The sequence below is a fragment of the Paenibacillus sp. FSL K6-1217 genome, from assembly GCF_045040735.1.
Classification (GTDB): domain Bacteria; phylum Bacillota; class Bacilli; order Paenibacillales; family Paenibacillaceae; genus Paenibacillus_AQ.
Window position 1 is genome coordinate 3,972,856 of sequence record NZ_CP150271.1, and the last position, 24,455, is coordinate 3,997,310.

Genomic DNA, 24,455 nt, shown 5'->3' on the forward strand with positions numbered 1-24,455 from the left:
GATTTCTGAGTACACATAGATTCGGAAGCGTTTGTCTAAGCTATCACTCGTTAACGTCAGTTAGGCTGCCTCCGCCTGAGTGAGCAGCTTTCGGACGTCTGTTTCCGCGGACTTCCATCCTTTATTTATCCTTTTTCGCTATCTAAAACATTAACAATCGTTTCTTTCATAATAGATACAGTCCGATCTTTTAGTGTTAAAAGCTTAATAAGAACTTGTATGGCTTTTCTAAAGCTCACTGAACTTGAACCTACAGATCCATGAGCCCCTATGCATATATATATCTTGCCAGATGGTACCTCAGTAGTCATATCTTCAGATAAATCTCTTATTTCTCTTAACATAGCATCTACATATTCCTCGGGTATCCCAAGTCTTACTACTTCGGGTTGCATGGCAATTACTTCATGAATAATGTCACCTTTTTCGTAACCTATTTCAACTTCCACCTCTAAATTATCTTGAACTGATGGATAATAGGAAAGTCCAACAAATGCATAGTTACTTACCATTCGAGCGGCTATGATAAGTTCAGCAGTAATTGAACATGGAGCTACACCTAATGTGTTTGAAGCAAAGACTTCCATCTTTTTTCCTCTTGATGGATACGGGGCAATTGGAAACTCATCCACCCAAACTCTTCCACTTCTATATTTACCTAAATCATCCAATTTAATTTGCATTATTTATTCAACCCCCAAAATTCTTTCCAACTACTGTTAAACCACTGTGATAATGCTTCTACTACTTCAGGATGGTAGACAGTAAACTCTGATACACTATACTTTGCAAAAGCAGCCTCATGAGCAGCTTTATAATCCATTCCTGCTGCCATCATTGTCGATTCAGCAACCTCATGTAAGTAAAAGCTAGCATCTGCACCGGTTAATTTATCTCCGTTCGCTAGAGCCTTTTCTAATCTTTGTAACATCATTTTATTCCCATCAAAATCGTCAAAGTTAGCAAGATGTGTTTTAACTATATTTAATCCTTTTTGTGAAACTATGATTGACTTTCCTTCTATTTTACCAAAAGCTCCCGCTTTTCCTACATACTCTGAGAAATAAGCTCCCGTGCTAACCGATTTACTAGCACCAGAGGCTGCTCTAATTTCAAGAGCCCAAGCAAACTCTGGTCCCAATCCAACTAGTCCATCAATAAAAGAATTACATCCAAACCAATTACAGAAATCCCCCACTTTGTTATCCACTGCGTTTGCAGCACGGTTTGTAGCATTATTTAGTGCTTTATACCAGCTAGTTTTTGGGGCGGCACCATCCATTAATCCGCCTCCACCTCCCCCAAAATCATATGCTTTAGCTGCATGCCCCGATGGATCTGTATAAATCAAAGGATTATTACTCACATACGTATACAAATTCAAACTTAGCGGATTATCAATCTGCCCCTCAACCGTATCCTCATTTAAAAACCGCCCCATACTCGGATCATAGTAGCGGGCCCGAAGGTAATACAGTCCCGTTTCCTCATCATAGACTTCCCCCGTATACTTGAAGGAATTAGAGGTTTTCTCCTCCTGACTAGTGATGTTTCCCCACTCATCATAGGCGTAGTTGTTCATGACAGTTCCGCTAGTATCAACAATCTGCACCACGTCTCCATGGCCGTTGTACAAGTAGTAATAATCCTTAGCCGCTTTTTTATCCTTCTTCACTAATACCCGATCGCCGCGAACATAGTTCGCCTGCTCAACATAGTCGCCGGCCACAATTTTCTCTTCCGAGATCACTTGGCCCTGGAAGTCGTAGTTCACCTGGGTCTGGGTATTGCCCTTGGTCTTCATGGACCGCATTCCGTCGGCATAGTACTGGAAGCTGGTGCTGGCGCCGCCTTTGGTAACACTCGTTAAAGTATTCTGCAGATCATACATGTAGCTGGTATCCACAGAATCCAGACTCACGGTGCTCGTATCCGATAATGTGAGCCGGTTGCCCCGCACATCATACGTATACGTCGTTTGGCCACCGTCTGGGCGGCGGATGGAGATTAGACGGTTCAGCGCATCGTAGGTGTAATTCGTTGTTTGAGCAACGCTTTCGTTTCGCGATTCACTTGCAGCGACCCGGTTCCCATTGTTGTCATAGCTGTAGCTGTAGGCGGAGAGCGCGAAGCCCCCTTTAGTGTTGGTCATCCGCTCCGTCCAGCCCAGTGCCAGGTTATACGTATAATCCGTCTTCAATGTACTGCCATCTGTCAGGGTCGGGTACGTGATCGACTGCACCTGGTCATTGCCGAAATAAGTATACTGCACGTTAGCTGCTGCAGCCCCAGTCACCGCTGCGCTCCCATTCGTCTGTACCTGGGTCAGCCGCTGCTTTTGGTACGAGTAGTTGGTGTAAAATCCCATGTAATAATCACTAATCTGCTTCATCCGTCCCAGCGCATCCAATTGGTTGTTTATCGACACGTAGTGACTTCCGGAGCGCCCATAGATCGAACGCATTTGACCCAAGCTATCCCTCGTTAACGAGTGGTAGGCCGTCTCCCCTTGATTGAGCAGCGTTTGGATCGTCTGCTTCCGCGGACTTCCATCCCCTGTGATCATGACGGTCTCCAGCGTTTGGGCTACACTGTTGATCTTCCCTTGTATTGTGCTCTTCTTCAGTTGACCAGCTTCATCATAGGCGTATGTAAAGCTGCTGCCATTGCGGTCGGTTCTGGCGGCCAACTGCCCATAGCTGTTATACGTGTAGCTTTCGTTTTGGGACGCTGCATCCTGCTTCACACTGAGCAGGCCCAGTTCGTTATACGTTTTACTGTTCAGCACCTGGGGCGTTCCGTTTTTGGCCTGGATCGTCACTTGGGACAATTGCCCATGCCCATCATAGCTATAGCGAGTCATCTGATTCAACGCATCCTTCAGGGCAGTCAACCGGCCTAAGGCATCGTACTGATAACTGGTGGTCACCCCATCCTCATTCAGATTACGGTTAGGATCGGTGTATCCCGTCACCTGTCCGGCAATGTTGTAGCGATAGGATTCGCTGATGGGCTGCTGCTTCGTCGGCCAGTCTTTATAGGTAGAAGTAGATAGCTTATTCCCCCAAGGGTCATAGCTCTCTTGGACATAGTTCAGGGACTGGCCGGTAGCCTGGTCCTGAATATAACTGGTCGCCGTGCGTGATTTGAGATCATAATCGCTGACCATCACATCCCCACTCGGCGTCGTCGCCCGGTTCTGCCGGCCCCAAGCATCGTAGCTGACAGTCAGTGTATTTCCAGCGGGATCGATAGAATAGATCGGACGTCCCTGATCGTCATAATGATATTGGTTAAACACCCAATTGCCTACGTTCTCATCATAATGCTCTTCCAGCAAGGCAAGACCTAATCCGTTGTACAGTACATTCGCATAGGTTCTCATGCTCGTGCCACTGGTGATGTTGTTGACTGTGGTAATGGAATCGACCTTTAATACCTGTGTTCCTGCATTAGTCGCATCGAAATTTGGTGAAGACTGATTGTAGTAATTGTAATCTACGACTTTCTGAACCCGTTCGCTCTTGGCGTTGGTTATTTCCGGATACGTTTCTTTTTTCAACCGCCCTGCAGCATCGTATTCATAGGCGACAGTCTGGTTGTTGGCCTCGGTTTTCCGAATCACTTGGCCGTTGCCCTTATTGTAGACCGTTTTGGTGGTGACAGCTTTTTCGTCGGCGGTGCCAATATTGAACCATTGTTGTTGTTCTGTCGGATACGCATAGTTATTCTCGCTGCCATACCGTTCCACTAATTTAGACACCAAACGATTGTCCACTCTTGTTTCTGTTGTTGCTTGTTCAATCTTGCCTAGTCCATCGGTGTATCCGTAGGTATAGGATGTTTGCTCATTCTTAGCATTGGTTACCGTTGCTGGACGTCCCTGCGCAGTATACGTATAGCGCTCTGTAAGTGGAACCGCATCACTTTCATCCTGGTACCATGATTTAGAGGCTACAAACTGATAGGCCGGTTCATACGTGTAACTGATGGTGTTATGCTGTCGTATATTTGCATTATTATACTGATCGGCAGGCATCGGCCTGGTTTGTGAAACTACCTGGCCCCAGTCATTATAGCTGGTTTCGGTGATCAGTTGATTTGCCGTGGCCTCACTATCTCCAGCACCAAACTCAAATAATGTCGTTCTTGTCGGTGAATAGATGAATAATGGATGAAACCCGGAGTTACTCTCTACAATCCTTTGTCCGTTAGCAGCCCGAGTGTCCGTAGACAAAAGGCGGCCCTTACCGTCAAAATTGTAGGTGGTTTGCTTTCCATTTTCATTCGTTGAACTTTGTGTTGTCCTTGTCGAGCTGTAGTGGTTACTCTCCTGGATAATCGCAGGGTAATCCTCCAGGCGGGTTCCTGAATAATTGCCGGCATAGGTGTACTTCGCTTGGTTATAGAGGGTACTCCCTGTCTGATCACTCCGTTCCGATATCTGATATTCCTCCATGGTTTGGTAATACCCGATATGCCGGACGACATAATTATATTGATAGTTGGATGATGACCGCGGATAGCTCACTTTCTTCAATAATGCAAACAGGTTAAAGTCCTGATACCCGCCGTAATACGAATGAGGATTGTATTTGGCAATGGTAAAGTCATACTCTAGATAGCTGGTTTCCCCCTTCTGATCTGTAATGGAGTATAAATAGGGGGTATAAAAGTTGTAGGCTTTTAACGATGTATAGGTGCGTCCTTTATTCAGGGTCACCTTTTCCGTCTCTTGCCGGTCTTGAAACACCTGGATGTAGATCTTTTCGCCTGTAAACGCAGTGGACTTCTCCAGATTGCTGTCTTCATACGTGAATCGTACTTCACGGCCTAAGGAGTCTGTGATGGACGAAATTAACGAGGCATTTTTCACCTTGGGCAGGCTGGTACGATTCTCATATTTGAACGTCAGCGTATTGCCAAAGCGGTCTACAATACCAATTAAATCCCCCTCGGCTGAAAAATACTCCCGTTTTTGATCTAAATACTCTAAATAGCCATAGGAACTTTGCTTCCCATTACTAAATATTCCATTGTAGTCATACACAAAACGCTTATCTTTTCCTTTATAATTCTGTAGATTGGTGGCCTCAGTGAGCTCATCCCCGACATTCCACACCCGATAGCTACTGCCTTTACCGTCATGATAGTAATTGGCGTCTCCGGCACGCTGTAAATAAGGGAATTGAAAGGACCAGCCTACGCCCAAGATCGGGAAATAGCCTCCTTCAAGGACATCCCCCATATTATAATCATTCCTATAATCAAAGGCATACAAAGAGCTGGAATTATATGTTAAACCGATATCCAAATCTAGCCCGTCTCTTCCAGGCAGATGAATCAGATTCCGTTTTAGGGTTAATGCTCCCGAGACCGGATCGACAATTTCGTTTGTTGTACTCTTATCCTCAAATTGAGGTTTATTGGTCTGATTAATCTGTGCCATCTTGATCCCATCGATAGCACGGGCAACCGAGCTATCAAAAGCGGTGGTTACAGAAGCAGCCCTGGCCATTTTCTCGTCTGTAAGTTGCTGCTCACCATAGACCGCTGAACTGACCGTACTGCGTTGCAGCAACGAGAACAGTGCTTTATCTTCATATACAGAATCGCTCACTGGCGTCTTCCCGTTCATCTCTGAACGATTGGCGATCAGGGAATGCTGAATTTCTTCCCAGCTTTCCTTGCCCTGCTGTGCCCGTTTCAACAATGCTAATGGATTCTGCTCCGGGGTATCCTGGAGTAACAAGTTGATCCAGTAGATATCTTCCTTGGAAGCTCCCGATTCTGCAAGCTGTTTAATCTCTTCATTGCTCAAATCGAGGGAAGAACCTTCTGATTGAACTCCGAGCTGAGGAGCCTGTCTGCTGGAAAAGGATTGCACGGACAAAAGTCCCTGTTTCTCCAACGTTAGTGTTTTAAGAACAAGCAGCAGAGGCGGCGACTGTGGTTCATTTTCTGATGAATATACTGCTTCAGCGACTGAAGCATTCACTTCTAGCGGAGGGATTTCTGCCCGAGTAGCGGATTTGGCACTATATTCTGCCTGTTCAGGCTTAGGTGTAGGTGTGGGTTCAGGTACACTTGAGGAATTCGAAGAATCTTCAACTGAGTCTGGCATCGGAGAGGTACTTGGGCGAGGAGCCATTCCTAGGTTGGAAGCCGTTTTTACGTTTAGCCCTTGATCCTTTTCTTGAGCAGCAACGCTTCCATTCATGACGGGTACACTTGATAATAACATGGCAACCGTTAAAAGGATGGATAAGAATGGCTTGGTCTTTTTTGTTAATTTCAATATAAACTCCCCTGTCATATAAGATCAAAATAAATTTGCTTATGCAGAGATCTTAAGGTGTCATATCGAAGTATCGATTAGAAGGAGATTGATCCAATAAAAGTTCCTCTTAAAGCGATAATTTAAGTCCAAGTACTCGGATCGGTAGGATCTTCATAAAATATTTTAAAATTTCGTACCCAGATCGTTTGCTCACCCAGGATGTTCTCAACGACCACCTTGAGGGTATATTCCAATGTTTTTCCGTAGTACCGAGTTGAACTAGCAGGTGGTTTAGGAACAGTGATCTGAAAGCCAGAACTCTTATCACCATATTGAGGGTAGACGTTGTACACATCCAATCTGGAATTACGATTGATTATTCCTGAGTATTTTAACGAATTATTAATATAAACAGAAATACTTTTAACAGGCGCCATATCCAAGTACCAGCCTGATATTGTAATTTGATTCTCAGGATGCGTATTACGTACACTTCCATAAAAAACTAATCTTTCTCCTTCTACCGGTGAATCCAAGTATCCTATTGGGGACAATTTTTTGTAATTAACCGTTTTTTCATAATAGGTCTCGACTCCACGTGTGTCCCTAATAACAACCTTAATATTAAATGACTGTGTTATGTTAGAAAGCACGGTATCGAAATGATAGCCTGAATTGTGATTATTAAATTTCGGATATGCATTGTAAACATCTTCTCTGCTATCTCCGTAAGTCGCCATCCCTTTGTATTCATTGTTAACGAACACTTTGATACTCTCCACTCCATTGTCACTAAGGTACCATCCTTTCACATGCACATAAGGGGAGCTTATTTCGGTGGTAGATGGAGAATCCATATAGCCGAGAATCTGTACAGGAACCTTTTTGAGCAAATTGCCGTTTCGATCATACTGATAAGAAATAGTTGTGCCATCTTTCGACATAAAAGTAACAACTCTTCCGTTGACATCATAAATATATGTACCAGATGGGCTAAAACTCACAGCCTCTGCAATAGAACTTGCAGTACCCATACCCAATAAAACTGTTAATAAAGTAAATATGTACATCCTCAACTTATTTCGCATTTAACAGGCCTCCATTACAAGAAGTAGTCTTCTAAACTATGCTTGTTACATTTACAGCAAATCCGTTTTATACAAATTCCAAACCACCTCATTTCGATGAAAAACTCTCCCCCTAATTTTTAAGCAAATTTTAAGCTGAATTTAATAATATTTTAATAAAAGGCTTTATTTTCGCATCATACAACAAAAAACAACATTTGGAAATAAATATATTTAGGCAGAAGCTATCAACAAAAAACTACTGATATGACGGCAAGATTGCAGCCAATGATTACTAAAAAATAACAAAAAAGCCACCCAATCGCACCAGATGTTTTCCCTTGAAAACATCCGGTGCGAGGCGGCTTCATAAAAAAAGCGCTCAAATATAATTAGTATCTGTATTATCCCTGTAGCTCTTCCCCCAGCTCCGCCCGCAGCTTCAGGAACACCTGATAGCTGCGCTCCGCGACCTCAGAGATGGCGATCGGGTGGAAGCCCGGCAGATCCGCATACAGTAAGTCGTTCAGCGGAGCGGTCCAGTTGACCGGCAGCTTGGCAGCCCCCAGCTTCGCTCCCATAATGGAGCCGACGGTGGCCCCGTTGCAGTCGGTATCCATTCCGGCTGATACGGAGGTGACTACCGCTTTCTCGAAGTCATCGCCGCCGTAGATCAGCGAGGCGGCCACAATGGCAGCATTGTTGTTCGTGTGCACCGGGTCGTAATGGCTGAACTCGTTCCAGAGAGTGCTGACCAGTTCACGCTCACTGCTTGCCTGCTGTGCAATCTCTACGCCCCGCAGCACATCCTTAGCCAGTCTGCTCGTCTGCGGAATCTCACTAAGGCCGATCTGCACAATCTCTTGGTTGCTGAGACCTGCGAACGCCGCAGAGATCATCGCTGCATTGAACATCTCACCGTAAATTCCGTTCTTTACATGCGAGAAGGAGGCATCCCGCCAGCCCAGCTCAGCAGCCAGCTCGGGATTCCCTGCCACTCCATAGGCCAGACCATCGGCGCGGATCGCCGCACCGATCCATTCCCGGTACGGATTCAAATGCATACGCACCCGCTCCTGCCGCAGCGGCCAATCCGCCGGCTTCTCCCCGTGCAGATGGGAGGTCTCCTGAGCAAAGTTCATATAGCTCTGCGTCTCCGCCGTACAGACCTGACTATAGGTCAGATGCCCGTGCCACAGTTTGCCGATATCCCAGGAATCCCAATTCAGCCCTTTTTGCTCCAGCAGGATCAGGCCAAGCACGGTATAACGGATATCATCATCGCTCTCCATGTAGCTGATTTTCTCGCGTGTACTGGTGAAAGACCAGTCGCTTAGGCCCAGACCGTATTCCTCCCGTGCCGTGGAGAACTCCGGGGTATAGCCTGTAATCGGCCAGGCATCCGCACCGCGGAACCACAGCTCGATATTCTCCCAGCCGGTCCGGCCATCCTTCCCGTACAGATAGTCCCAATATTCCAGCGGCTTGCCCAGCGCGCAGCCTACACTCCGCCCGAGCCAGGCGCCGTAGAACCTGTCTCTCCACTGGTCCGGCGTCCAGTCCACCGCAAGCTTACGCGGACCCTCAGGACGAAGCTGCCGGATCGCTTCCAGATCGGATGGCTCCTGGTAAGGGAAGCTTGCATCCACGGGAAGTGCCATCAGTTCCCGGTAGACCTCCATCAGCTTGTCCTCATCGCTCCCGGCCGCATCCAGCTTCTCCGCCAGGCTGCCCGGCTGGCAGCCTTCCTCGATCCGCTGCTGCAGCTCGAATCTTACCGTCTCCAGCAGACGTTCCCAGCCCGCCATCTGCTAAGATTCTCCAGCTGGTGACTCCAGCTGCCGGTCTAACCGGTCCAACGAATCGAACAGCAGCTTGATGAACGCTTCGCGGTCCACACCAAGCAGCACCTCCGTATTGGCAGGCTGATCCGGCTTCTTGCGGCGGTCGGCTACAGTCATGCCGCGGGTCAGCTTGCCTTCGGTCTCTACCGTTACATACAGGTGCTCGGATTCAAACAGCTCCGGGTGCAGCAGCCAGGCAATTGCGCAAGGGTCATGCAGCGCATTGCCGACAAAGCCCATTTTCTTCCCGTAGATCGAATAGAAATCCAGCAGCTCGCCGACCATGACGGACACGGGGCCGCGCGTCTTGAGTTCCTGAATCTCCTCTTCGAAGATCGCCGCTTTATCCGTCACATCCAGTCCGCTCATGACAATCGGAATGCCGGATTCGAAAACGATCCGCGCCGCCTCCGGGTCTACATAAATATTAAACTCCGCTGTCCGGGTCACATTGCCGTAAGCCAGTCCGCCGCCCATGAGCGAGATCTTCTCGATCCGCTCCTTCACTTCCGGGTAAGCGGTAATCAGCAGGGCGATATTCGTCAGCGGGGCGGTAGGCACCAGGGTGATCTTCTCTTCCGAAGCGCGGATAATTTCCAGCATGAATTCCACTGCGCCCTGCTCTACGGGCTTGAACTTGCTCGCTGGCAGTGCCGGACCGTCCATCCCGGACTCCCCGTGGGCTTCCTCCCCGGTAACCAGCTTGCCCAGCAGCGGCGCTGCCGCTCCCTTGGCCACTGGGATATCGGCATTTACAAAGCTGAGAATCTTGAGCGCATTGTCGGTAATTTTATCCAGAATCTGGTTGCCGCCAACGGTGGTAATTCCCCGGATATCCAGCTCTCCCGGATGTGCCAGCGCAAGCAGAATGGCAATCGCGTCGTCATGCCCCGGATCGCAGTCAATGATGATAGGTGTTGGCATCGTTGTCGCTCCCTTTGATTAGTTGTGAATGGCTAGATAAGACGCACTTAAGAGTTGAACTTGAAGCTTGGTCGAAGCTGCGGTGAACATTTGGACTTCCGGCCGCTGTTGTCACCAGATTTCTTGATTTTGAACCGCTCTTCGTGGTAGAAATCCGGTGACTGCTGATGCTTCCGAAGCGAGCTTTCCTGCGGAAAGCTTTCAGGCGGACGCTATCGCTCCTACAGTTCCAAATTTCCCCTCCGCTTCTTTTTGCTTTTCGCTAATTTCTTTCGTGTGCCTTATCTACCTTGTTTATTTCGTAACAGTAGTCTTGAGCTTCTTATTCTTCTTCCGTGTCTCCGAGATGGCGTAGATAATCAGACCGATGACCGTTGCCACATAAGGCAGCGTAGCGATCAGCTCGGCTGGAATCTTCAGCACCTGCAGGGCATTGGAGAGCGCATCGGCTGCGCCGAAGAGCAGCGAGGTCAGCGCTGTGCCCACGGTGGTGCTCCGGCCCATGGATTCGGCAGCAATCGCGATCCAGCCCCGGCCGGCGACCATATCGCGGGTGAACAGCGACAAGTAGCCCATCGACATATAGGCTCCGCCCAGACTGGCGAAGAAGCCGCTGAGCAGCAGCGCACTGTACTGGATGCGGACCACACTGACACCCACCGACTGGGCCGCATGCGGATTCTCGCCTACAGAGCGGATACGCAGTCCCAGCGGTGTACGGTTCAGCAGATAATATACGACGAGCACTGACAGTATAGAGAAATACGTTAGAATATGGTGCCCCGACAGAATCGGGCCCAGCACCGGAATATCCTGCAGTAGCGGAATATCGATACTCGGCAGCACTTTACTTGCCAGGGAGGTTGAAGAGCCCTTGTCCCCGCTGAGCAGATACAGAATAAATACTGTACCGCCGGAGGCGAACATATTGATCGCCACACCGCCGAGAATGATATGGGTTTTGAATTTCAAGGTGAAAAAAGCCAGAATGCCCGCAATCAGCGTTCCCGACAGCACCGCCCCCAGCAGCCCCACCCAGGCGCTCTGCGTATAGGCGCTCACAATAACCCCGGCCAAGGCCGACACCAGCATGATCCCTTCCATCCCGATGTTGATAATTCCGGCACGGTTCGAGATCAGCGCTCCCAGCGCCGCGAACAGAATCGGCGTGGTCACACGCAGTACAGAGAAGGCAAAATCCGTCGTCAGAATGACATTCAGCAGACTGTTCATGCTTCCTTCGCCTCCTTCAGCAGCATGCGATTCTTCCAGAACTTGAGGAACTGCTCAGCGGAGATCAGCAGAATGATTACAGCCTGTATGATCGAGATCATCTCGGACGGTACATCCGACAGGCGCGCCATCATGTCGGCGCCTATACGGATATAGGCCAGGAAGAGCGCCGAGACAATGACGGAGAGCGGATTATTCTTGGCCAGCATGGCCACCAGCGCACCATCCATACCATAGCCCGGTAAGGAGGTCCACTGGAAGCGGCTGTACATCCCGAGCACTTCCACTGAGCCGCCCATACCGGCAATGAACCCGGCGATCAGATGGACCAGGATGATGACCTTGGCGGTCTTCATTCCCGAATAGCGGGCGAAATCCCGGTTGACTCCGGTCATGCGCAGCTCATAGCCCCATTTGGTCCGGTATAGGAACAGATGGGCCAGTACAATAAGCACCAGCACAATAATAAGTCCGGTGTGAATCCGCGTCCCTGCAAACAGCTTGCTGAGCTGGGCCGTTTTCTCGAATTTAAAAGAAACATTGGCGAAGGCCTTGGCGTCCCGCAGATGGTAGTTCAGCAGGTACAGTCCCACCCCAAATAGAATGTTATTGAACATCAGCGAGGTGACCAGTTCGTTGGCGTTCCACTTCGCTTTGAGAATGCCGGGAATGGCCGAGAGCAGTGCCCCCACAATCGAGCCGGCGAGAATCGCTACCACCGGATGCAGCCAGCTGTTCAGGCTGAGATGAATCGCCAGTACCGTGGTTACGATACCGGAGAAGTAGAAGATTCCTTCCGCCCCCAGGTTGAACATATTAGCCCGGAACAGCAGGGAGACCGCAAGGCCGGTGAACATCAGCGGAATAGCCATCTCAATAACGTTGCCGATATGCCCCTTCGTGGACAACGGCTCCCAGAGGAAGATACCTATGGTCTTCACCGGATGGTCGCTGACCAGCGAGATGACCAGGAACGCGATAATCAGTGCAATGATAATTACTGCTGCCGTCCGGATCGCCTCGAAATATTTTACTCTAAACATGATTTATGGCCCTCCCGGTCTGCTCTTTGTCCTGCCGGTTGATCCCCAGCATATAGAGCCCCAGCTCTTCCTCACTTACCGCTGAAGGATGATCGAAATACGCAACGATCTGCCCCTCATACATGACGAGAAGACTGTCGCTCAGCTCCAGAATTTCATTCAGATCCGCCGATACCAGCAGTGTGGCGCAGTTCGCCGAGCGCAGCTCCAGCAGCTTCTGGTGGATAAACTGGGCAGCCCCGATATCGACGCCCCGGGTTGGCTGTTCCGCGATCAGCAGTTGCGGATTCGTTGAACATTCCCGGGCAACGACCACCTTCTGCATATTCCCGCCGGATAACATTCCAATCGGCTGCTGCGGGCCGGAGCAGCGTACCTTGAATTCCTCCACCAGCGTTGCGGCCAGTGCAGCGATTCTGGACCCGTGCAGGAAGGGCCCTTTATTCATATCCTTCTGGCGGTAGCGGGTGGAGATCAGATTGTCGGCAATACTGGCCTCTCCGGCAGAGCCCTGGCGCATCCGGTCCTCGGGGATATAGGATACCCCCATGTTGCGGATGTCCAGAATATCCAGCTCCCGGATATCCTTCCCCTTCACCTGTACGGACCCGCTGCCGCCAACCCCGCGCAGGCCGCCGGTCAGTGCTTCGATCAGCTGTGTCTGTCCGTTTCCTTCAACGCCGGCAATGCCGACAATCTGCCCTTCGCGGACGGAGAAGCTGATCTCGGAGAGCAGCGCCTTGCCCTGACTGTCTGTGACGCTCAGCCCTTCCACTGCAAGCACCGGCTTGCCGTAGGGAAGATCGCTTTTGTCATACTTCAGCACCACATCCCGTCCGACCATCAGCCGCGATATTTCCTGTTCGGTTACATCCCGGGTCTCGAAGACCCCTTCACTTCTGCCGCCGCGCATGATGGTAATCCGGTCACAGATCGCTTTGACCTCCTTCAGCTTGTGCGAGATGAACACAATCGTGTGCCCCTGCTCCTTAAGCTGCTGCAGCTCATGGAACAGCTCCTCCGTCTCCTGCGGAGTCAGCACCGCTGTCGGCTCATCGAGGATGAGAATCTTGGCCCCGCGCACCAGCGCTTTCAGAATCTCCACCTTCTGCTTCATGCCGACGCTCAGGTCCTCCACCTTCGCCTTGGCATTCACCGAGAGATTATACTTACGTGCGGTTGCTTCTGTCAGACGTACGGCCTCGGCATAATTGAAGCCCACGCCCCTCTTCGGCTCCATGCCCAGCACCATATTCTCAGCCACCGTAAAAGAAGGCACCAGCATGAAATGCTGATGCACCATCCCGATCCCGCGGTCAATCGCGTCCTGCGGGGACTGCAGCTTCACTTGTTCTCCACGGATGAAGAGCCCGCCTTCGCTTGGACTCTCCATTCCGAACATAATTTTCATCAGAGTCGATTTACCGGCTCCGTTCTCACCCGCAATCGCATGAATCTCGCCTTCGCGCAGGGAGAACTCAACATCCTTGTTGGCAACCACACCGTTCGGATAGACTTTGGTGATTCCCCGCATTTCCAGCAGAGCATTTGCCATGGGTCATCAACGCCTTTCAACCAAAGATTCGATTCATGTCCTTAAGGTTTAACGGCATTACGGATAGCTTCCACCTCAGAGGTCTCCATACCCATTGCATTATCCACCTTAATTTCCTTATTAATCAGCTTTTGCTTCACTTCTTCAACCTTGGTCTGCAATTCCGCCGGGAATGCCGCCTTGTAGATCTCGTTCTCGGCAATGCCTACGCCGTCTTCAACGAAGCCGAGCACATCGCGTTTACCCATTTCGAGCGTACCGTCCTGCAGCTTCTTCACTGCGCCAAGAATGGCTGAATCAATCTTTTTAATGGCGGAGGTAACGATCAGGTTGGCTTTCGCACTATCCGTATCTTTCAGCAGCATCGCCTGGTCCGAATCGACGCCGATTGCATATTTGTTTTTTTCCTTCGCAGCATCGAAGATACCAAGGCCCGTACCGCCAGCCACGTTGAAGATGATATCTACGCCAGAGTTATATTGGATCAGCGACAACTCTTTACCTTTGGCAGGGTTCACGAAATCTCCGGCATAAGAGACCGCTACCTTCACTTCCGGATCAACATACTGCGCACCCTGAATGTAACCGACCAGGAAGGCATTGATGCCGGGAATGTCCATTCCGCCCAGGAATCCGATCACATTGTCCTTGTTGGCATTAGGCATATCGGACTGGGTAGCAAGCGCCGCAGCCGCTCCGGCCAGGAAGGAGACCTCATTGGTCGAGTAAGACATATTGTACATATTGGCAGGCGCTTCCTCGATGTCGGTATCATAGTTGATGAATTTTTTATCAGGATTCGCTTCGGCCGTTGCATTGAACATTTCTGTAATTTCCGAGCCGCCGGAGATGACAACATCCCAATCCTCAGCAGCGATATCATTAAAAGTCGGCTCCCATTTCGTCTTGTCAGCGCCCATTTCCACGACCTTCGTTTCTGCGCCAAGCTCGCTTTTCACCTTCTGCAGACCATTGTTCGCCGCATCAAAAAACGACTTGTCCCCCAGCGTCCCCGGAATCAGCAGCACCACCTTGAGCTTGTCCCCCGCAGCCGCGCCGCCGCCTTCCGCATTCGTTCCCGGAGTTGCTGCCGCACCATTCCCGTTCCCGGACTTGTTGTTCCCGCATGCAGCGACCAGTACCATCACTGCCAGTAACATTAAAGTGAGCATTTTCTTTTTCATTGTCTAAGGTCACACCCCTATTTGTAATAGATCCACCCTGCTGAATAGCATAAAATCCCAATTACACGTTTTGTTGGTCTCATCGAATCGGGCAGCATGAATAAGCGACTGTTGAAATTCTGAAAATAAGCAATTTACTCTGAAAACCAAACATTTCATGTTACATTTCGTTAAAAAACCGTAAAATACCCGAACAAGATGGCCAGTCCAGTTGAGAATCTTCGGTTTTATTGATAAGATCATATCAAATGAAAACATAAATATTTATATATTTTCGGTCATCTTTTTGTACGATTCGGCTAAAAGACAATCAAGGGAGGCTCATCATGGATCGTGTCCTATATATTGTAAATGCAGAGCATGAAGCGGGTACCTATATCCCTCCGCACCAGCATGAGTGCTTCGAGCTTGTCTATTATATCCATGGTCAGGGCACCTGCAGCATTGGCCAGCGCAGCTATCACTTCCGGCCCTCTACCTTCGCCCTCATTCCGGCAGGCTTCAAGCATGACGAGAATCATCAGCCCAGCCCGGAGGTGCTGTTCGTCGGCTTTCACTGCGGCAATCCGGTGATCAACTCGCTATCAGGTGTGTTTGACGACGATAAGGAGCATACGGTACTCCAGACCCTGCAACGGATGAGCGCCGAGTTCAAGCGCAAGCGCGACGGGTTCAGCGAGCTGCTCAATCTGCAAATGAGCGAAATTACCGTCTATCTCCAGCGTCTGCTCAGCGCCTCGGATTTCCATTCCCCGGCAGAGGATCAGATGCAGTATGTGCTCAATTATATGAACGAGCATTACCGTCACAAGCTCTCGGTCGCCTCGCTGGCTGAGATGTCCGGCTACAGCTATGACCGTTTCCGGCATCTGTTCAAAGAGCGGTTCATGCATTCTCCTCACCGTTATCTTTTACTAAAACGTCTGGATTATGCCAAGTCGCTCCTCCTCCACAGCCAAATGCATATTTCCGAGGTCTCGGCTGCGGCCGGATTCGTCAATGACGCCCAGTTCTGCAATATGTTCAAACGGGAGATCGGCCTCTCCCCGCGCACCTTCCGCATTCAGAGCAGAGTGACATAGTGAATCGGTCCCGCTCCGTTCCAAGTAGCTTTTGTACACGAATCTTGCATTTGTTCACTGGGCAGGGGTCCGGCCTGTTCACTGTTGTAAGCTTGTTCCACTGTCCTGTTCATAGCCTGGAGCTTATAATCGTACTATGAACATTTAGACAAGGACGGTACCCGCAAGAATACACAGTGAGTCAGGGGGCTACTCGGATGAGACTGAACAAGATCGGCAATCAACGGGCACTGTACAGCAGACTGCTAGTCAGCATTACACTTTGCGTCTCCTTAACCTTCTTGGTCTCCACCATCATCTACTACAACTACTACATCGGCGTAGAAAAGAAACAGACCTTCCAGTCCGACCTCGGCAACCTCACCCAGACCAGCCGGGAGGTCGTCAACATGACGGATGCGGCGCAATCGCTTTCTTTTCAAATCTACCGCAACAGCACCATCTCCAAAATCGTATTCTACGACAAGCCTGACATCTATGATGTCACGGCAGCCATGTCCGAGCTGGGCAATTATTTAAGTTCCATGCCTTATATTGAATCCATCTATGTATATAATCCCAAGGGCGGGAAGCTGTATATCGCCTCCTCCCACGGCCAGAACGGTGTATTTACCGAGCAGGAGCTGGTGGACACCTCCATTCTGGATATCCTGAGCCATTATCAGAACTATAAAGCATTCACACCGATTCCCCGGGTCTACTCCAATGGTTCGCAGGAGAACGATCAGGTCCGTGCTTACACCTTCCTGTGTCTGGACGCCATCGGCTGGGACCGGGCCATTAATTCAGCGGTTATTGTCAATATCTCTGCCCCCTGGATCAACAAGGAGATTGCCAGTCCCGTGGATTCCACCAGCGCCACCTATATACTGGATGATCAGGGTGCCTTCCGCTCCAGCAACAGCCTGAAGCAGCAGGAGCTTACCCCGGAGGAAGCGGGATTCATCGAGCAGCGGATCAAGGGCCGGGAGGCCGGTTATTTCATCGCTCCCTTCGGAGGCGTGAACTCGCTGATCTCTTATACTGCACCGGATGATCTAAGCTGGCAGTATGTACGGATTACGCCGTATGAGATGATTACGAAGCAGACCAACACGATCCGCAACACCACTCTGCTCATTGCAGCCCTTGTGCTGGTAGCCGGCATCGGCCTCTCCTGGATCATGTCCAGAAGCCTCTACCTGCCGATTAACCGGATTGTCAGCGAGATGCATATTCTGGAGACCGAGAAGCGGGACAGCATGTTCATGATCCGGCAAAATACACTGCGTGACCTGATTCTCGGCCTGAAGCCGCCGCAGTCCATGCAGCAGATGGAGAAGCTGCGCCAGCTCGGGATTCATTTCACCTTCCATGATGATTACCGTCTGATTCTGCTGCGGATTGATCACTACAAGGCGTTCCGGGAAGCCCGCTCTTCCTATCTATTGGCCTCCAAGTTCGCCATTATGAACATCGCCTCCGAGATCTGCGGCCAGACGTACCGCGTCGAGACGGTGGATATGAACGATGACGGCATCCTGGTGCTGCTGAACATCATCGATCCCGTAGAATACACGGATACCGGACTGATTGAGGCGCTGCTCCGCCAGATTCAGCAAGCCTGCTCCGATTATCTCAAGCTTAGCCTTACTCTGACCTACAGCCATATTGACCGTAACGCCAGCCAGCTGCATCAGCTCTATCAGCAGGTGCGCGAGGCGTCGAATCACCGCCTGTTCTATGGACATGGCTGCATTCTTAATGCCCGGAACATCTGTGCGCTGGAATCCAGCACCTATCATTATCCGGCCGACAAAGAGAAAAAACTGGCGGATGCGCTGCTGAGCGGCAAACTGGAGGACGCCGCCGAACAGTTCAGCGCAATGATCCGCGAGACCGGGGCCTTCCCTTACCAGACCGCGCAGTTAACCGTGTCCAGGCTCAGCGTCACCGTCCGGGAGATCGTGAATACTATCCAGAAGCGTAACCGCTTACAGACCGATGGAATAGGCGAGCTGCCCAGCCTGGAAGCCATCGAGACCATCGATGAGCTGGAGGAGGCTTTCTCCGCGATCTTCCATACCCTGCAGGAGCAGTTAGCCGGCAAAAAAAACACCAAGCAGCATGACCTCATCTGCCAGATCAACGCCAAGATCAACGAGGATTACATGAAGCCTCATTTGAGCCTCAACCAGATCGCCGAGGAGCTGGACATGTCTCCCATCTATATCAGCCGCCTCTACAAGCAGCAGACCATGAACAGCATCGTCGATGTCATTCTTGAGGTGCGGATGCGCGAGGTCTGTGCCCTGCTGGAGAACACTGACCTGCCCGTAACCGCGATAGCCGAGCGCTGCGGCTTCACCAGCAGCAGCTACCTGCACCGCATGTTCAAGCGCAGCTTCGGTACAACGCCTACGGACTACCGGCGGTTGAAGAGTGTACGGATGAACTAGGTGGCGGTGCGGTGGTTGCTTGGTGGAACACCAAGCCCCGTCGTTATCTTTCCCGCTTTGGTGGAACACCAAGCCCCGCAGTTGGCTTTGCCGCTTTGGTGGAACACCAAGCCTTGCAGTTAGCTCTGCTGCTTTGGTGGAACACCAAGCCCGCAGTTATCTTTCCCGCTTTGGTGGAACACCAAGCCCGCTGTTGGCTTTGCCGCTTTGGTGGAACACCAAGCCCCGTCGTTATCTTTCCCGCTTTGGTGGAACACCAAGCCCCGCAGTTGGCTTTGCCGCTTTGGTGGAACACCAAGCCCCGCAGTTATCTTTGCCGCTTTGGTGGAACACCAAGCCCCGCAGTTATCTTTGCCGCTTTGGTGGAACACCAAGCCCGTAGTTGCCTTCCCGCTATGCCTTGCAACTGCTCGGCGTGGAACACCAGCCCGTCTCCAGATACATGGAGACGGGATCTTCTGCTCCTCCCTCCTGCCGCGGAGGCCGTAGGGCTGATGCGGCCCCCGCAGCTGTGGTCTCGTTGCGCCGAGCGCTTAAACAGCGGAGAAAACGGAATGAATGTGGAGAAGCGGAGCGTTCGCCTTTGTGTCCGGATTTTCACCGCTAAGGTTAAAATCAAAAAAATCCGGACACAACAGCGATCGGAACATCATTCCGTTTTCGGAGCGTCCACCCAAGCGCCATCGCCACCGCCACCCACTTCACCACCGCCAACTCCCCCCAGCAAACCGCGCACACAAAAAAGCCCCAAAAGCCATACGGCTCCCGGGGCTCCCCTCATCTACTTAAGACCTTTCTCCGCCACATAAGCCTCCCACTGCTTCGTCCACTCCGCCTGGATCTTCTCCAGGCCTGCCTGCTTGGCCTTCTGCATGAAGGTCTCTAGACCCTTATCCACATCGTCCACCAGTCCGGCCTCCAGCGGGAACAGGTACTGCTTCTCTACCTGCTCAAGCGCAGCCTTCTCCGCCTGATAGGAGGTGTAGTCCTCAGCAAAGCCCAGGAACAGATCCGGCTTCTGAATTTTATCCAGCTCATCGAAGATCGCCTTGACTCCGTCGAAGCCCTTGTCGAACAGCATGAACTCCGGATTTCTCCACGCCCAGCCGTTCATGCCTTCACGGGTGAAGCCATTGGAGGTACTGGTACCGACCAGCTTGTAGTAGCCGTCTTCCACCGTGTAGTTCTTGCCTTCAATGCCGTATTGCGTCAGCTGGTTATAGCGTTTGTCCAGGACCATCTTCTGATAGAAGGCCAAGGCTCTTTCCGGGTTTTTGCTGCTCTTGGGAATCGCAAACCCGTTATGAATCGGATGTACAGGCGTTGCATAGCCGGTAGTCAGGCCGAAGGGAGAATACGCCAGCTCCCAATCGGGATGCGTCGTGCTGATCTTCATCTTCATGTCGTTGAAGCGGTTAGGGTTGTCGCCGAACATGCTCGCCGCTTTGCCTGAAGTGACCGGGTCCTGCATCGTATCCTTAATGTTCAGCACGTTCTTCGGAATGAAGCCCTTGTCGGCCCAGCGCTTCATCATCTTCAGCTCTTCTTTTTGCTCATCGGAGCCCCAGTAGGAGTAGACCGTGGACGGAGAATCGTACTTCACCCCCATGCCGTACGGCAGAGCGCCGACCATTTTATGCAGCTCCGTATAAATATAATGGAGATTGTTGCCCACATCGCTGTTGAGCGACATCGGCATCATATCCGGCTCGTTTTTGACAATGCCGTCCATATAGGCCTCATAGCTGGCCAAGTCCTTGGGCGCCGGGAGATTGTATTTCTTGCGCAGATCCTCACGGTAGACGAACCCGTTGGTTACATACTCCTTGAAGGTGGCCGGAACCGTGTAAATTTTGCCGTCTACCTTCACATCCTCCCACATCTTCTCAGGGACGAACTTCTGCAGCTCGGGTGCCGCCTTGGGCAGCAGGTCATCCAGTGCCAGGAAGGCGCCGCGCTTCGCATAAGATTGATACTGCGTCCAGTCCGCCGTAAAAATCAGATCAATCGCCTGCCCGGAGGACAGCAGCAGCTTATACTTCTGATCCCAGTCCGTCCAGCTGGTGTAATTGAACTTCACAGTGGCATTCAGGTCGGCCTCAGCCATTTTGTTGACCTCTGCCTGAATCGCCGGAAGATCCTTAGGCGCATCGCCGAGCATATAGAATTGCAGCTCCACCTTCTTCGAGGTGTCGATCCCGGTATCACCTGCGGTGGCTGCCGCACCCTCTGTAGCGGGCGCAGTGCCGGCGTTGCCGTCCTCCCCGGCGCTGCCGGTGTTGCCATTACTGTTGCCCCCGCCGCAGCCTGCGAGGAGCGATAGAGCGAGTATCCCCGTTGTAAGCGTAACCACAGAACGTCTGCCTGCTTTCTTTCTCATGAATGAACCCTCCTCAAAGTGTTGTGAACCTGCGCTTCCCGGAATTCCTTCGTACAGGACCCTACCCGGAAGCCTATCCGCCTTGGTGTTTACCTCTATGTTAGCCGAAAGAACAGAGACACCGGAAGAGGTGTGCTGTCAGCCGGTTCTAACCTTTGACCGCTCCGATCGTCAGGCCTTTCACGAAATAACGCTGGATGAACGGATACAGGAACAGAATCGGACCCGTGACCACAATCGCCATCGCCATCTTGGTAGATTCCGTAGGCAGATCGCTGCCCAGGCTGACCCCGGTACCCGCGCCCATATTGGCGATGAAGGAGGCCGAGTTGATGACATTATACAAATGGAACTGAAGCTGATACTTATGCGGATCATTAATGAACAGCGACGAGGAGAACCAGTCGTTCCAGTAAGCCAGAGCGAGAAACAGACCCACTGTAGCAATGCCGGGCATGGAGAGCTGGAGCACAATGCGCCAGTAGATTTTGAAATCCCCTGCCCCGTCAATCTTGGCCGATTCGAACAGCTCCTCAGGCACCGCCGAACGGATGAAATTCTTCATCAGAATGATCAGGAACGGCGTCATCAGCCCCGGAAAGATCAGCGCCCCATAAGAGTCGGTCAGATGCAGATACTTGGTGATCATAATATACCAGGGCACCAGCCCCCCGCCGAACAGGGTCGTGAAGTAAATATAGAACGAGAAGGTATTGCGGTATTTGAAATCCTTGCGGGCCAGCACATAACCGGCCATGGTCATGAAGAACAGTCCCAGCGTCGTCCCCGTCACCGTAGTGAACAGCGTCACCCCATACGCCCGCAGCACCTCATCTGGAAAAGTGAATACCGTCTTGTAGCCCTCCAGCGAGAACTGCGCCGGGATGAAATGATAACCGTCCTTGATGATGGATTCATTGGCCGTCAACGAAGCGGAAATAATCAGCAGGAACGGAATCAGACAGGCTAAGGAGCCAATTATAATTACTGTATAAGCCACTCCCTGCAATAGCCTGGTGTACGAGTCGTCTTTGATTTGCATGCTCTTTCTCTCCTTCCGCAGCAGGTTCCTTACAACCTAGAACAAGGCGTAATCGTCATTTATTTTACGGATGATATAGTTGACCGTCATGATCAGGAAGAAGCCGAACAGCGATTGGTACAGGCCGGCCGCCGTTGCCATCCCGACATCGAAGGTCACCTTGAGCGAGCGGAACACGTAGGTATCCAGAATATCCGTTGTATTGTACAGCACCCCGTTATTGCCAATCAGCTGGTAAAAGAGGTCAAACTGCCCTTTCATAATACTCCCCAGCGAGAACAGCAGCAGCATGACGAAGGTCGATTTCAGCATCGGCACCGTGATATACCAGATTCGCTGAAAAATGTGGGCACCGTCAATTTTGGCCGCTTCATAATATTCTTCGCTGATGCCTGTAATGGAGGCCAGGTAGATGACCATGCTGTAGCCGAGATTTTTCCAGAGATAAAAGAGAATGATCAGGAAGATCCAGATGACCGGATTATTATAAACATCCACAGGATTCGCCCCGAATTGCATCAGCAGCGTATTCAAGAAACCGTTATCATAATTGAACACATTGTAGACGATCACGCTTAAGATAACGAACGATACGAAATACGGCAGGAACATCACCGATTGGGTCAGCTTCTTGAACCATTTCACCCGCAGCTCGCTGAGCAGAATCGCACAGACAATGGCCAGCACATTCCCGAGCAGAATGAAGGCCAGATTGTAGCCGATCGTATTGAGCGTCAGCTTCACCAGCGTGCCGGACTTCCAGAGGAATTCAAAGTTCTTCAGCCCCACGAAGGGGGCGTCGAACAGCCCGGAATTGAAATCGAACTGCGTGAACGCATAATAGACCCCGACCATCGGAAAATACGAATTGACCAGAAAAAACAACAGCGTAGGCAGCAGCATCAGGAACAGAATCCGGTTATGGACCAGCTCATGTACGAAGCCCTTCTTCCTTGTCTTCCGGGTGCCGGACCCAAGCTGCGGGGTTAGCCTGCCCGTTCCCTTCAAGGGAAGCTGGGTAACAAGCAGTATTCCGGTCTTGCGTTTGCGGTGTCTCAAAGCCCTCACTCTCCTATGCCTATAGATAAGTTGCCGGGTCACTGGGTCCGAAGCCTCCGCCCTTATGGCCCCTGCGGCTTCGTGAAGTCCAATGCATGACCTGATTATAGAAGAGGCCCGCAGCGGCTGAACAGTGAAGCTTCGGGATATTCCTGTACTTTACGGCTAACCGTGCTGTGCACTTATCATACTTTTGTGCAGTAATCGCAAATTCAACGCAAATAAGCCCCCGGAGCACTCCTCAAGGAGAAGAATCCGGGGGAATTCGGGCGGCCGCGCTGGACCTATTTATAGCCTTACGATTTAAACTTGCCTGTAATAAATTATAGGTGATATACTCTGGAAAATGTACCAATTCTCCAACCTAAACTTTCAATATCCAAACTTATCTTCAGGAGGCTATCCCATGAACCCGCTTCTGTTCCGCATCCCTCCCCTGCCGCATTATATCGCCAGCGGCCTCAATCACTGCCAGCCCGGCTATCAGCACCGGAGCCGCCAGCATATTAAGGTTTTTGACCTGCTCATCGTCAACCAAGGGTGCCTGTACATCGGCGAGGAGGAGCAGCGATTCACGGTGAAAGCAGGCGATGCCTTGATTCTGCGCCCCGACTGCCACCACTTTGGAACCGAAGGCTGCAAGGAGGATACAGCTTATCATTGGCTTCATTTCCAGACCTTAAGCGACCTGCCTGCCTTATCCGCGGCAGGGGCCGCTTCCGGCCACCCAAACGAATCTACAGGCGAGTCTCCCGCTTCCTTATTCGATATCAGCTCCTTCAATCTGGTGTTATCCCAGTTCGTTACCTTACTGCTGCCGGACAAGGCTTATGAAGTATTGGAGCAACTGGAGCAATTACAGAGCACGGCCCACCTCGAAGCCGTCCGGTTCAGACAGCAGCTGCTCTTCCAGGAGCTCCTGCAGCAGCTGGCCACTTCTGTGAACCCCGAGCAACGCAGCTCGCAGTCCACCGTATGTGCCGAGCAGGCCGCCTCTTACCTGCGCGCTCACTACCGTGAAGAGATCACTACCGCTATGCTGGGCGACAGTCTTAACTTCCATCCGGTCTATATCGCCCGCTGCATGAACAAGCAATACGGCTGTTCGCCTATGGAGTATCTGCTCCGTTACCGGATCGGACAGAGCAAGCTGCTGCTGATGCAGACCAGCTTCCCGATCTCGCGGATCGCCGGAGAGGTCGGCTTCAACCAGGCCTCCTATTTCAGCTCCAGCTTCATGAAGCTGGAGGGACTGTCGCCGCGCGAATATCGGCAGCGCTTCTCATAAAACAGGCCATCAGCGAAGCAAACGCTGATGGCCTGT

Annotated in this window: 16 protein-coding genes; 4 read left to right on the plus strand and 12 right to left on the minus strand. The window is 51.1% G+C overall.

The window, feature by feature from the left end; all coding sequences use genetic code 11:
- Positions 1–125: 125 nt before the first annotated feature.
- The 9 genes from MHH28_RS17445 to MHH28_RS17485 form a co-directional block, all read right to left on the minus strand.
- Positions 126–683 (minus strand): hypothetical protein, encoded by a 558-nt coding sequence (locus MHH28_RS17445; protein WP_405104323.1) that lies wholly within the window; start codon positions 681–683, stop codon positions 126–128.
- Positions 683–6,298: an RHS repeat domain-containing protein gene (locus tag MHH28_RS17450; RefSeq protein ID WP_405104324.1), complete on the minus strand. Its 5,616-nt coding sequence runs from the start codon at positions 6,296–6,298 to the stop codon at positions 683–685. The genes MHH28_RS17445 and MHH28_RS17450 overlap by 1 nt, the downstream gene beginning before the upstream one ends.
- A gap of 122 nt (positions 6,299–6,420) precedes the next feature.
- The gene (locus MHH28_RS17455; protein ID WP_405104325.1) at positions 6,421–7,368 is read right to left on the minus strand and encodes a hypothetical protein; all 948 of its coding nucleotides are present in this window, start codon (positions 7,366–7,368) and stop codon (positions 6,421–6,423) included.
- Between the two features lie 383 nt (positions 7,369–7,751).
- Positions 7,752–9,155: an ADP-ribosylglycohydrolase family protein gene (locus MHH28_RS17460; protein ID WP_405104326.1), complete on the minus strand. Its 1,404-nt coding sequence runs from the start codon at positions 9,153–9,155 to the stop codon at positions 7,752–7,754.
- Between the two features lie 3 nt (positions 9,156–9,158).
- The gene (locus MHH28_RS17465) at positions 9,159–10,115 is read right to left on the minus strand and encodes a nucleoside hydrolase (RefSeq protein ID WP_405104327.1); all 957 of its coding nucleotides are present in this window, start codon (positions 10,113–10,115) and stop codon (positions 9,159–9,161) included.
- Positions 10,116–10,409: 294 nt separating this feature from the next.
- On the minus strand, positions 10,410–11,348 hold the full coding sequence (locus tag MHH28_RS17470; protein WP_405104328.1) for an ABC transporter permease: 939 nt from the start codon (positions 11,346–11,348) through the stop codon (positions 10,410–10,412).
- Positions 11,345–12,391 (minus strand): ABC transporter permease, encoded by a 1,047-nt coding sequence (locus MHH28_RS17475; protein ID WP_405104329.1) that lies wholly within the window; start codon positions 12,389–12,391, stop codon positions 11,345–11,347. The genes MHH28_RS17470 and MHH28_RS17475 overlap by 4 nt, the downstream gene beginning before the upstream one ends.
- Positions 12,384–13,946, minus strand: coding sequence for an ABC transporter ATP-binding protein (locus MHH28_RS17480; RefSeq protein WP_405104330.1), 1,563 nt, complete (start codon positions 13,944–13,946; stop codon positions 12,384–12,386). The genes MHH28_RS17475 and MHH28_RS17480 overlap by 8 nt, the downstream gene beginning before the upstream one ends.
- 41 nt (positions 13,947–13,987) lie before the next feature.
- Positions 13,988–15,130, minus strand: a complete 1,143-nt coding sequence (locus MHH28_RS17485) for a BMP family ABC transporter substrate-binding protein (RefSeq protein ID WP_405104331.1) — start codon at positions 15,128–15,130, stop codon at positions 13,988–13,990.
- Between the two features lie 326 nt (positions 15,131–15,456).
- Between MHH28_RS17485 and MHH28_RS17490 the strand changes: the two genes are divergently transcribed.
- The 3 genes from MHH28_RS17490 (at position 15,457) to MHH28_RS17500 (ending at position 19,032) form a co-directional block, all read left to right on the plus strand.
- Positions 15,457–16,212 (plus strand): helix-turn-helix domain-containing protein, encoded by a 756-nt coding sequence (locus tag MHH28_RS17490; RefSeq protein ID WP_405104332.1) that lies wholly within the window; start codon positions 15,457–15,459, stop codon positions 16,210–16,212.
- 197 nt (positions 16,213–16,409) lie between these two features.
- The gene (locus MHH28_RS17495) at positions 16,410–18,650 is read left to right on the plus strand and encodes a helix-turn-helix domain-containing protein (RefSeq protein WP_405104333.1); all 2,241 of its coding nucleotides are present in this window, start codon (positions 16,410–16,412) and stop codon (positions 18,648–18,650) included.
- Positions 18,651–18,669: 19 nt separating this feature from the next.
- Complete coding sequence (locus tag MHH28_RS17500; protein ID WP_405104334.1) at positions 18,670–19,032, plus strand: hypothetical protein; 363 nt, start codon at positions 18,670–18,672, stop codon at positions 19,030–19,032.
- 399 nt (positions 19,033–19,431) lie between these two features.
- On the opposite strand, the gene MHH28_RS17505 is transcribed toward MHH28_RS17500, so the two are convergent.
- From MHH28_RS17505 to MHH28_RS17515, 3 genes are all read right to left on the minus strand, one after another.
- Positions 19,432–21,030, minus strand: a complete 1,599-nt coding sequence (locus MHH28_RS17505) for an extracellular solute-binding protein (protein ID WP_405104335.1) — start codon at positions 21,028–21,030, stop codon at positions 19,432–19,434.
- A 148-nt stretch (positions 21,031–21,178) separates the two neighbouring features.
- The gene (locus tag MHH28_RS17510; RefSeq protein WP_405104336.1) at positions 21,179–22,072 is read right to left on the minus strand and encodes a carbohydrate ABC transporter permease; all 894 of its coding nucleotides are present in this window, start codon (positions 22,070–22,072) and stop codon (positions 21,179–21,181) included.
- A 36-nt stretch (positions 22,073–22,108) separates the two neighbouring features.
- Positions 22,109–22,975, minus strand: a complete 867-nt coding sequence (locus tag MHH28_RS17515; protein WP_405117158.1) for an ABC transporter permease — start codon at positions 22,973–22,975, stop codon at positions 22,109–22,111.
- A gap of 562 nt (positions 22,976–23,537) precedes the next feature.
- Between MHH28_RS17515 and MHH28_RS17520 the strand changes: the two genes are divergently transcribed.
- Positions 23,538–24,419: a helix-turn-helix transcriptional regulator gene (locus tag MHH28_RS17520; RefSeq protein ID WP_405104337.1), complete on the plus strand. Its 882-nt coding sequence runs from the start codon at positions 23,538–23,540 to the stop codon at positions 24,417–24,419.
- The last annotated feature ends 36 nt before the right edge of the window (positions 24,420–24,455 follow it).

Bases quoted from the DNA above. Each gene is read 5' to 3' on its own strand.
- MHH28_RS17455 (WP_405104325.1), bottom strand. From the start codon at position 7,368: ATGCGAAATAAGTTGAGGATGTACATATTTACTTTATTAACAGTTTTA.
- MHH28_RS17505 (WP_405104335.1), bottom strand. From the start codon at position 21,030: ATGAGAAAGAAAGCAGGCAGACGTTCTGTGGTTACGCTTACAACGGGG.
- MHH28_RS17445 (WP_405104323.1), bottom strand. From the start codon at position 683: ATGCAAATTAAATTGGATGATTTAGGTAAATATAGAAGTGGAAGAGTT.
- MHH28_RS17515 (WP_405117158.1), bottom strand. From the start codon at position 22,975: ATGCTGCTGCCTACGCTGTTGTTTTTTCTGGTCAATTCGTATTTTCCG.
- MHH28_RS17520 (WP_405104337.1), top strand. From the start codon at position 23,538: ATGAACCCGCTTCTGTTCCGCATCCCTCCCCTGCCGCATTATATCGCC.
- MHH28_RS17475 (WP_405104329.1), bottom strand. From the start codon at position 12,391: ATGTTTAGAGTAAAATATTTCGAGGCGATCCGGACGGCAGCAGTAATT.
- MHH28_RS17460 (WP_405104326.1), bottom strand. From the start codon at position 9,155: ATGGCGGGCTGGGAACGTCTGCTGGAGACGGTAAGATTCGAGCTGCAG.
- MHH28_RS17485 (WP_405104331.1), bottom strand. From the start codon at position 15,130: ATGAAAAAGAAAATGCTCACTTTAATGTTACTGGCAGTGATGGTACTG.
- MHH28_RS17495 (WP_405104333.1), top strand. From the start codon at position 16,410: ATGAGACTGAACAAGATCGGCAATCAACGGGCACTGTACAGCAGACTG.
- MHH28_RS17510 (WP_405104336.1), bottom strand. From the start codon at position 22,072: ATGCAAATCAAAGACGACTCGTACACCAGGCTATTGCAGGGAGTGGCT.
- MHH28_RS17490 (WP_405104332.1), top strand. From the start codon at position 15,457: ATGGATCGTGTCCTATATATTGTAAATGCAGAGCATGAAGCGGGTACC.
- MHH28_RS17470 (WP_405104328.1), bottom strand. From the start codon at position 11,348: ATGAACAGTCTGCTGAATGTCATTCTGACGACGGATTTTGCCTTCTCT.
- MHH28_RS17480 (WP_405104330.1), bottom strand. From the start codon at position 13,946: ATGGCAAATGCTCTGCTGGAAATGCGGGGAATCACCAAAGTCTATCCG.
- MHH28_RS17465 (WP_405104327.1), bottom strand. From the start codon at position 10,115: ATGCCAACACCTATCATCATTGACTGCGATCCGGGGCATGACGACGCG.